Origin of the sequence: Rheinheimera sp. (assembly GCF_020217005.1) — a bacterium.
In the GTDB taxonomy this organism is placed as follows: Bacteria; Pseudomonadota; Gammaproteobacteria; order Enterobacterales; family Alteromonadaceae; genus Pararheinheimera.
Genome location: NZ_JAIWOI010000293.1, coordinates 1 through 10,000 on the forward strand (window position 1 = coordinate 1; position 10,000 = coordinate 10,000).

Below are 10,000 nucleotides of genomic sequence, written 5' to 3' on the forward strand. Positions count from 1 at the left end.
CCAGGCACTCAAGCTGCTCTGGACCAGGCCGGCCAGGCGCTGAAAAAGCATCTGAACTAAAAGTTACTGAACCCAAAGCCTCCTGCGGGAGGTTTTTTAATCTCAAAAACAGAATGAATTGTTAGTTATATAGCGTTTTTTGTTCTCTATTTCGCTCGGTAAAATGAGCGGCAATTCAGAACAAAAGAACACCGGAGATAAGTATGAAAAAGTTAATCATGGCATTGCTGCTCGGTTTAGGAGCCACTACAGCTGCCACAGCGGATGAAATGGCAATTGATTTACTTAAAGGTGAGGGCGATGTTACAGGAGTGCGGTTGGCATACAGACCTTATCACGGCACTGTTACCGATCTACCTGTAGTAGGTGATGCGCATATATATCTGGAACTTAGCGCTAACAAATGGCGTTATGGTGACCCTGCTGAGTATGATGACAATTTAGCGATTGCATTGTCCCCAGTGCTGACACGACAGTTCGCGACTCTGGGTGGCAAAGCTTTGTTTTGGGAATTTGGTATAGGCGTCAGCTTTTTAGATAAAAAACGATTCGCTGGCAAAAATCTGGGCTCTTATTATCAGTTTGAAGACAGGCTAGGTTTGACATTGGCATTAGATCCGGCGAAAAAACGCAGTATTTCACTTCGCTATTTCCACTATTCCAATGGTGGACTTGAAAAACCTAACCCTGGGATGGATTTTATAAATCTGTCTTATGCATGGCGTTTTTAACCAGACCTTGATTTAGTCTTTCGGCAAAATCAGCCAGATTTTGCCGTAATGACGCAAACTGTCACTACGCTGCTGGGCTGCATCTCCAATCCCCTGATAGACATCAATCCGGCCTGGCGTTTTAATAGCTGCTCCTTTATCCTGAGCCAACATTAATCTGAATTCATGGCCCGTCAATTCTCCTTTTCTGTTCAGAATAGGGACTTGTGCCAACAAGACTGAACCTAAAGGTATAAAAGCCGGGTCAACCGCAATGGAGTGCAGTGGCGTTAAAGGTACATTGGCGGCACCCACTGGTTTATCCAGACCAGCTGAAAAGAATGTATAACTGGGGTTACGACTCATCAGCTCACGTTGTCTTTCCGGGTGTTTTGCCAACCATTCTTTAATAGCAGTGGCGGAAATAGTGTCCGCTGTGTATTCACCCATCTCAATCAATACTTTGCCAAGACTACGGTAGGAATGACCGTTACCCCCCCCATAGCTTAATAAATGTTGCTGACCGTACTCATCTTCTACTACGCCAGACCCCTGTACCTGCATAAAGAAGTTATCTACCAGACTGTTGCTGTAAAACAGCTCCAGTCCCTGACCCGCTAAAGCTTGCTCAAAGTCAATTTGTTCACGGCTAGGGTAACTGGTCAGGCCCAGAGGTTTGCGATAAATAGGGTATTTGTATTCAGCATCAGCTGTAGTTCGCACCTTAAAGACAGGCACATAATAGCCGGTAAATTGCACGTTACCTTTGCCATCCTCACCTGCAAGCTGATGTAACGCAAAGGCATTACTGCCACTATGTGCTGGTTGTTCTGCCCAGTTTTTTAAGTTGACTATGGTCTGTTTTAATTGGCTTTTAGAGATCTGCAGTCCAGGTAGATTATGCTGCTGGGCTACAGATTTTTTTTCCAGGTATTTAAGTTGTTGTTCTAGCCCTGCTAATAACTCTGGTGTAAGCCATTGAGCTTTTAGTACTGCACCTTGCTGGACCTGATAAGTACCACTGAGAGGGCTGGCTTTTTTATCCAGGCCATTGTTGGCAAACTGATTTGAATGATGAATACCCGGGGTTTGAGAACAAGCTGACAATAGCAAAGCCGTAACACAAAGCAACAGAAGAGGTTGTTTCATAAGAAGTGAAGTTCAAAAAAATACAACGAGTGGCGGCACTCTATGTCATGACGACCAGACTGACAACTGCGCTGGTGTTATTTTTCAACTTTCACCAGCTAAAAACTAGCATTTGATAAAAATGCTAATGCTTGTATTATCACTACAATAAAGGCTATATCTGCACTGATCTTAAAGGTAACAGAATGAAACTATGGAAAGTAATGCTGTTGTTTATTTTGTATTGCATCGTAGCTGCAGTGCAAGCGGCCGCCAAAAATACAGAGCTTAAGTTTGTATTGTATTACCCTCAGGTGCCACCTTATATGTATCAGGATGAAAATACTGAGAAGGTAGTTGGGTTGGTACCTGAATTGTTACAGGACTTTTTTAATCAACACCACATCACTGTGCATTATGTGGCAGACAACAGAACAAGAGCGGAGCATCGACTGTATCAAGGGGAGGTTGATGCTATCTTGCTGGCAAAAGAATGGACTCAGCACCCGGAACAACTGTTATTTTCCGAGCCTCTGCTCGAACATCAGGACTATTTATTTTCCCGCCAGCCTCTGGCTGCAAAAGGCCAGCTCGCTGATTGGGTGAAAGGTAAAAGTATTTGTACCCGCCAGTATTATGTTTATGCAGCGTTAACGCCATTTTTTCAGAACCAGGGCACGGTCAGAGTGGATTCTTCAAGCGAAATGGCACAATTGAAAATGTTACTCAATGACAGGTGTGACTTCGCTTTTATGAATGAACATGTTGCTTATTGGCTCATGTACCATCATTTTCCTGATCACCAACTTTACCGTTCAGCACAGGGCTTTGGTCCCGTCGGGCTCACTGTAGCTTTTCATCCGCGCTGGATTAAAGTATTGCCAGCTTTTAATCAGTATCTGGCCAAGGAACGTCAGCAAGGCACCATAGCGCAGTGGCTGAAGTTTTATGTTACTAAATCATAAGCCCTAATCCTGACGGTGCTGTCTGCTGAACTTGCCAGATAGATTCTGGTAAGACACTGTGTTAGATCAATCCAGACTAGTCTTTTTTCATCCATACTTCGTAGGCTGTACACCCGGGAAAATTCAAGATGCAGTAGTCAGTCTGAGAGATAAGGTTTAACACCAGTCTACTAGTGGCAGCTTTAGTAGTTCTTTAGCTAACACAATGAGCGCTGTACGAAACCTTATTAGCTCAGGTACAGAGTTTATGCCCTGTAATGCTGAAACTTACATCTTGACCTGGTCCGGGTTTATGTCAGAGGGCAGAACACTCTGATACAACAATGACAAGAACGGAGAGAAGAGATGGGAAATTTAGACAGACGTAATTTTTTGAAATTATCAGCCTCGACTTTGGTTGGCATCACGCTCGGTGGTACAGCCTTGCATGCGGTAGCACAGGAGCAGGTGAAGCCGGATGACCCAATGGCTGTTGCCATGAAGTATGTCAGTAAATCGACGGTAGCAGGTTCAAACTGCGCTAATTGTATGCAAGTACAAGGTAAAGAGGGTGATGCATTAAGGGGCTGTAATATATTTCCGGGTAAATTAGTCAGCGCTGAAGGCTGGTGTGCTGCTTGGGTAAAAAAAGCATAAACGCCTTAATACGTAGCAACATCATACAGCTGGCCTTTTCATAGTCCGGCTGTTTTTTTTGATAACTTCGCAGCGAACTGGTTAAGATAACCACTATTTGTGCTTTGACAGAGAGCGGTTATGACATCCCTGGTGAATACCTTTTTAACTTCTAAAGTAGCGGCCTGGTGCGGTATACCTCAAGCCACACCTTTGCTCCGTCCTGCGGGAGAGACCCAGTCAATCAGTGGTCATGTCTTAATTTGTGGCAAAGCTTCAGAACATAGCGAACTGTTGCGGCAGCATTTGCAGACGTTAGCTGGTCTTGTTCTGGACAACAGTTCGGCTAATCCTTTACAGGCCATTTTGTTTGACGGTATTGGGCTGCAAACCACAGCTGAATTGGACCTGATACTAGAGCAAGTGCAGCCAGCACTGCGGCGACTGGCAAAAAATGGCAGGGTATTGGTTTTAGCCAGGGCTATTGAGGATGTTGCAAATGCGGAAACTGCAGCTGCAACCGCTGCTTTATCAGGGTTTGTCCGCTCTTTGGCCAAAGAGCTGGGAATTTTTGGCACCACTGCCAATCTGCTGGTCGTACATCAGGGGGTGCAACAAAGCCTGATCCCAGCGGTCGAGTTTTTTCTATCCAAAGCGTCCGCTTATGTTTCAGGGCAGGTTGTGCCGGTTCGTCATGCCAAGCTTTCAGGTATCTGTGACTGGATACAACCTTTATCAGGAAAAATTGCGCTGGTAACAGGGGCTTCCCGAGGCATTGGGGCTGCTGTGGCAGCGACATTGAGCAGGCAAGGGGCAACTGTTGTTGGAGTAGATGTAGCCCAGACAGAACAACAGCTAGCGGCTTTAATGGCCGGGCTTAAAGGAAAAAGTCTGGCTTTGGATATCAGTCAGCATAATAGTGCTGATGTACTCAGTGATTGGTTAACAGAGCAAGGCATTATTTTGGATATTCTGGTGCACAACGCTGGCATTACCAGGGACAAGCTGTTTTACAAGATGAGCGGGCAACATTGGCAACAGACGCTTGATGTGAATCTGCGGGCTGTACAACGCATTGATCAAAGGCTGATGCAAAGCAATCAGATCCAGCCACAAGGACGGGTCGTGCTGCTATCCTCAATGAACGGATTGGCGGGGCAAAAAGGTCAAACCAACTATGCAAGTTCTAAAGCGGCTTTAGTAGGTTATTGCCAGTTTATGGCGAAGCAGCACAAGAACGGCATCACCTTTAATGCTGTAGCTCCTGGTTTTATTGAAACTCAAATGACGGCCGTTATGCCCATGCTACCAAGGGAAATAGGACGGCGTCTGAATTCGCTGCATCAGGCCGGACTACCGGAAGATGTGGCGCAGGCTGTAGCATTTTTTGCCCGTCCTGATGCAGCTGGTTTAAATGGCGTGGTGTTGAGGGTATGTGGTCAGTGTTTCATCGGCGCCTGATGTGCCTTTATTGCCACCAATAATGGCTGTAGCCCAGAGTTCAGGTGGCTGCCAGGCCTTTTTCCAGGGAATAAATTGTTCTGCAGGCATGGGGCGGGCTATACCATAGCCCTGTGCGTGAGTACAACCCAGTTGCAATAACACTTCACCATGCTCTGTTGTTTCAACGCCTTCGGCAACAATTTCACGTTTAAATTCATTGGCCAGTACTATGATGCCTTTGAGGATAGCCAAATCATCCGGGTCAACCAGCATATCCCTGACAAAACTCTGATCTATCTTCAGTACTTTAGCAGGCAGCTGTTTTAAGTAGGTCAAAGATGAATAGCCGGTACCAAAATCATCCAGTGCAAAACTAACGCCACTTCGGATACAAGCCTGCATAACAGCCTGAACATGAGTTAAGTCATTGAGTGCACTGGTTTCCAGAATTTCCAGCTGAAGCAGACAGGCAGGAACATCTGAATAAAAATGCAGCAATAATTGCAACCTGTTAACAAAATCCAGCTGTTGCAAATGGTACGCAGAGATATTGACACTCACAGGTATGGCCATGCCCTGATGTTGCCAGTCAGCCAGTTGCCGCAGTGCTTCCTCTATGACCCAATATCCTAACTCGACACCCAGACTGTGTTGTTCTATCGCGGGCAAAAACAGAGCAGGGGCTACCATACCTTTTTCCGGATGCATCCAGCGGATTAACGCCTCAGCGCCAATAACTTCCCCGGTATGCATATTGACTTTAGGCTGATAAAACAATTTGAACTGTTTTTGCTGCAAGGCCTGACGAATTTCCTGAATGGTTTCCTGGTGGCCACGTAAACTGCGGGCGTAGTCTGTATCAAATAGATGACAACGGTTTTTCCCGTCCTGTTTTGCCTGATACATAGCATGATCTGCCTGTCGGATCAGCTGTTCGGCTTCCGTCGCATCAGCTTGGGGATAAAAGGTCAGACCTATGCTGGCAGACACAGACAACATCCATTCATCAATTTTTAGTGGTTTAGCGACCACATCAAGCAACTGCTGAATTTTTGTCAAACCCGATTTTTTGTCGATTAACTGCGGCAGCAATACTACAAATTCATCACCGCCAATACGGGCGAGCAACTCATTTTCAGCAAGTTGCTCTTTTAACCTTTCCGACAATGCGATCAGGAACTGGTCACCTGTTTCATGACCATGCCGATCGTTAATTTCTTTAAAACCATCTAAATCCAGATAAGCTATTGCCAACATCTTGTTTGTATCAGCTTTCTGCAACAGTGCTTGTAACTGTCTGGTCAGGGAGCTGCGATTTGGCAGACCTGTCATGCTGTCGTACAGGGCTATTTTTTCTAAATATTGTTGCTGCTGATATTGGCTGGTGATATCGGAAAATAATCCCACATAATGCTGTAGCTGACCTTTTTCATCCAGCACGGCGCTTAAGGTTAAGCTTTGAAAGTAGTCTTCGCCGGACGCTTTGCGGCTCCAAAGTTCTCCTGACCAAAAGCCTTGTTGTTGCAGGCTTTGCCACATGTGATTGAAGCTTTGTTCATCCTGATGCTCGGATTGCAGCAGACGTGGAGTACAACCTATGGCTTGTTTTGCTGTGTAACCCGTGATTTCAGTGAATGCCTGATTAACATCTATCATCACACCCAAGGGATCCGTGATCATGATGGCTTCACGGGCATGGGTGAATACGCTGGCTGACAAGCGCAATTTATTATCAGCGGTGTGCTCAAGTGTGATGTCCCGTGATAGGCCCACAGTACCCACTTTCTCTCCGTCCACTACCACGGGCGCTTTGTAGGTTTCAAACCAATGCAGTTCGTTATCTGTTTTATGTTGAGACCTTATCACCACTGGTTCACCACAGGTCAGTACTTGTTTGTCATGCACTACGTGATTTAAAGCCCTTTGAGCGTCAAACAGCTCGGCATCTGTTTTGCCAACCAACAGACTGGTATTCCGGTGTTCAAATTGTTCAGCGAATTTTTGATTCACTTCCAGGTAGCGGCCATGAATGTCTTTTAACCAGACAACAAATGGAATGCTGTCGATCAAAGTACGTTGGTATTGCTCTTTTTGTTGCAGTGTATGGATCAGGCTCTGCCGTTCCTGAATAGACGCATTTAATCTCAACTGAGTAGCACCCAACCAGCTCATAATACTGCCGGGTTTTGCTTTGCGTAGCGATGCACTTTGCAGTATTTCGCCACTGCCCATGGCTTTGATTTGCTCGTACAGATGACTAACCGAGGCGCCCAAAATACTGTTATGGACTCTTTTAATATCCCATAACGAATAAAACAGCAGCAGACCGGATAAAATAAAGAGTATGCGCGTCAGCAGGGCGTGAAACATGGCATTATCCACTTCTTTCGCTGTGCGCGTATCGACCTGGCTGTAAACCCGGGCAATAGGTCGCATAATAGCCATCTTAGCTGTGTGATAGTTTTGATCAAAGACGGCTAATAATGCCTGTTGTCGGTTCTTAACTTTTTGCGCCTGATCTGTTTCGGGTCGCTCCAGCAGTTGCATGGCGTTTTGTTCTGTTATTGCCAGCAGATCGGATTGCGCTTTAGCTTCAGACAAGGTAGCCAGTTCTGAGTCAGTAAAAGCTGTAGCTTTCATCAAATCCATCAGACTTATTCTCGAGCCTGCCGGACGAGGACGCTGGTTATCTTCGCCTACTAAATCCCAATACACCTGGTGATAATCTATTGGCCGTGCTGCCTGACCGTTTCGAATGGCTATAATTTCATTAAAATGGTCTCTATAGCGATGTTCACCAGTTGCGATATAACTTCGCACCATTCGAGTTAAATCGTCTGAAGATTGACGTAGTTCCCCTATGATTTTTAATGAATAAACCCGTTGAGCATTGGCTTCATCAATACGTTTTTCCGCATAAACATAAGCAATAAAAATGGCGCTGAAAGTCAAAAGCAAAGCAAAAGCTGCCCAAAATCTCAGGGTAAGTTCCGAAGTGGTATAACGCCTTACTTGCACAAAAACTCCTGTGTTCTGTCTGTTCAGCCGTAGTTCAGGCTGCTGCATTATGCCGATATATGCAGACTCAATAGTTATTGAGCCGGATAGCGAAAGCAAGTCGTAGAGTTCTGTTTTTACGGTTTTATTTATAAAAATTTAGAAAAAACGCTCAAAATTTGCTAACACTTTGTTTTTTCAGTGAACCTCTATTAGTCTTAACGGGTCAATAGATTGAAGACAGTGATTTAAAAGTGGGTGGCTGTATGATGGATAAGTACCAGACTTTTTATCTGCCGAGTCCGGACATAGCGATTTTAGTGCAACGCATAGAACAACAGTTGAGCCAATGGGCTGTATTGGTGGCTACATTGTCCGATCAGCAACTTTTGGTATTGCAGCACCGTTCATTGCATTCCAGCCTGGCCTTGGATCACAACTCTCTCTCTCTGGTACAGTTTCAGGAGCTGGCCTCAGGTAAACGAGTTGTGGCATTAGCGCATGATATTCAGCAAGCAAACAATGCCTTGGCTTTAGTTCCCTGTCTCGATCAGTTCAACCCTTTTCTTAGTGGAGATTTGCAACGCGCTCACGCAGTATTAATGCAATCTATAGTCTGCGATGCTGGCCTGTACCGTCAGCAAGGAGCTGGTGTCTATGAAGGTCATAAACTAGTACATATGCCACCACCCCCGGCTCAGGTAGGGGCTTTGGTTGAGTCACTGTGTGACAAGTTGCAACGCGAACAGACCCATCCTTTAATTACATCCTGTCTGATGCATTACCAACTGGCTTTTATTCATCCTTTTTCGGATGGCAACGGGCGTGTTTGCAGATTATGGCAGCAACTTATTTTAACTCAATGGCATGTCGCATTGGCTTATTTACCGGTCAGCTCTATCTTAAAAGACAAAGCCCGCGATTATTACAAAGCACTGAGACAGTCGGTGCCAAAGTATGATGCCACTGCATTTATCCTTTTTATGCTGCGTTGTATCGAAGAGTGTCTGATACTGGAGTCCGCCCAGCTGCAGCAAAATCAGTTGAATCAGACTTTGGTGTTGCCGGACCAACCCTTGGTTGATTTATCACAATTTGCTCAGCTCAAAGCACAAAAAGTAAAAAGCAAAACCTCTGGGCCTTGGTACAAAACCGAAGACCAGATTTTAAAAAAATTGAAGAAAGACAACAGATTGAGTGCGAAAACTATAGCGGACGAGTTGGGGTTGAGTTCCAGGGCCATAGAAAAGCAACTGGCTAAACTCAAAGCTGAAGGAAAATTAGTCCGCACGGGTCCTGCTAAAGGAGGCCGGTGGCAAGTGGTGGCTTAGCACTATTGATGTATTGCCAAAATGCCATAGACTGCAGTTTTTACTAAATATTACTGGCCAAATGCAGTGTTTTGCATTTAGAGTCTGCATATGACCAGTGACTTTATCGATCAGTGTGAAGCTTTTAGCGTTAACATTCCTTTCTAATTCCGTGGCATGTTTTGCTCTGCTGCTGGGATCCGCAAGCTTTTCATGCCACGCCCAAAGCCGGCAGGCCGTGATAGTTTATGCTGCTGAAATGCCTTTGGTGATAGAGCACATGGGTGGTGATTACGCTGAACTGGCGACAGTGCTCAACACAGAGCGAAGCAAAGCTTTGCCGGTATTTTTTTTGTTTGGTGGCGATAGTCTGGGCCCAAGTACCCTGTCTTCTTTTGATCGTGGTGTGCATGTCATCGATGTTTTGAACAGGCTTGAACCTGACGCTATGGCGGTAGCCAAACGTGAATTCAGTTTTTACGAGGATGAGTTGTCGCAGCGCAGCTATGAAGCTTCTTTTCCTGTGCTCGCCAGCAATATTTATGACCCCGTCACTCAGGGCAATCTGGATGGTTTGGAATCCGCAGTCTTGCTGAAGAAAAATCAAGTGAGTATAGGGGTAGTGGCGGTTTTATCTCCAGCTGCAGCCGAGCAGTATCCACTAAAAAGGATCACCATCACAGACCCCAGACCCGCCATAGTGCAACAAGCTGCCACGTTAAGAAAGGCCGGAGCCGAGCTTGTTGTACTGATGTATTCAGCGGATTTTGACTTTATTGATCCATTGCTGGAAAGTTCGGTGATTGATCTGGCGCTGAGGAAAGATCAGTTG

At 45.5% G+C, this 10,000-nt stretch carries 8 protein-coding genes; 6 read left to right on the plus strand and 2 right to left on the minus strand.

The features are described 5' to 3' along the window. Nucleotides 1-203 precede the first annotated feature (203 nt). Nucleotides 204-731 (plus strand): acyloxyacyl hydrolase, encoded by a 528-nt coding sequence (locus LDL40_RS14235; RefSeq protein ID WP_300996067.1) that lies wholly within the window; start codon nucleotides 204-206, stop codon nucleotides 729-731. A 12-nt stretch (nucleotides 732-743) separates the two neighbouring features. Here LDL40_RS14235 and mltA read toward each other — a convergent pair whose 3' ends face one another. Further along, nucleotides 744-1,859, minus strand: a complete 1,116-nt coding sequence (mltA, locus tag LDL40_RS14240) for a murein transglycosylase A (RefSeq protein WP_300996068.1) — start codon at nucleotides 1,857-1,859, stop codon at nucleotides 744-746. Between the two features lie 185 nt (nucleotides 1,860-2,044). Here mltA and LDL40_RS14245 point away from each other — a divergent pair, with 185 nt between their 5' ends. The 3 genes from LDL40_RS14245 (at nucleotide 2,045) to LDL40_RS14255 (ending at nucleotide 4,879) form a co-directional block, all read left to right on the plus strand. Further along, nucleotides 2,045-2,803 (plus strand): ABC transporter substrate-binding protein, encoded by a 759-nt coding sequence (locus LDL40_RS14245; RefSeq protein WP_300996069.1) that lies wholly within the window; start codon nucleotides 2,045-2,047, stop codon nucleotides 2,801-2,803. Nucleotides 2,804-3,148: 345 nt separating this feature from the next. Then, entirely contained in the window at nucleotides 3,149-3,439 is a 291-nt protein-coding gene (locus LDL40_RS14250) for a high-potential iron-sulfur protein (protein WP_300996071.1), read from the plus strand. Between the two features lie 120 nt (nucleotides 3,440-3,559). After that, nucleotides 3,560-4,879 carry a 3-oxoacyl-ACP reductase gene (locus tag LDL40_RS14255; protein WP_300996072.1) on the plus strand — a complete coding sequence of 440 codons (1,320 nt, stop codon included), beginning with the start codon at nucleotides 3,560-3,562 and terminating at the stop codon, nucleotides 4,877-4,879. On the opposite strand, the gene LDL40_RS14260 is transcribed toward LDL40_RS14255, so the two are convergent. Next, nucleotides 4,829-7,879 carry an EAL domain-containing protein gene (locus LDL40_RS14260; RefSeq protein WP_300996073.1) on the minus strand — a complete coding sequence of 1,017 codons (3,051 nt, stop codon included), beginning with the start codon at nucleotides 7,877-7,879 and terminating at the stop codon, nucleotides 4,829-4,831. The genes LDL40_RS14255 and LDL40_RS14260 overlap by 51 nt on opposite strands. A gap of 245 nt (nucleotides 7,880-8,124) precedes the next feature. Here LDL40_RS14260 and LDL40_RS14265 point away from each other — a divergent pair, with 245 nt between their 5' ends. Together LDL40_RS14265 and LDL40_RS14270 are read left to right on the plus strand one after the other, a co-directional pair. After that, complete coding sequence (locus LDL40_RS14265; RefSeq protein ID WP_300996074.1) at nucleotides 8,125-9,189, plus strand: Fic family protein; 1,065 nt, start codon at nucleotides 8,125-8,127, stop codon at nucleotides 9,187-9,189. 217 nt (nucleotides 9,190-9,406) lie between these two features. Continuing rightward, the coding region (locus LDL40_RS14270) for a hypothetical protein (RefSeq protein ID WP_300996075.1) at nucleotides 9,407-10,000 on the plus strand (594 nt) is incomplete at its 3' end.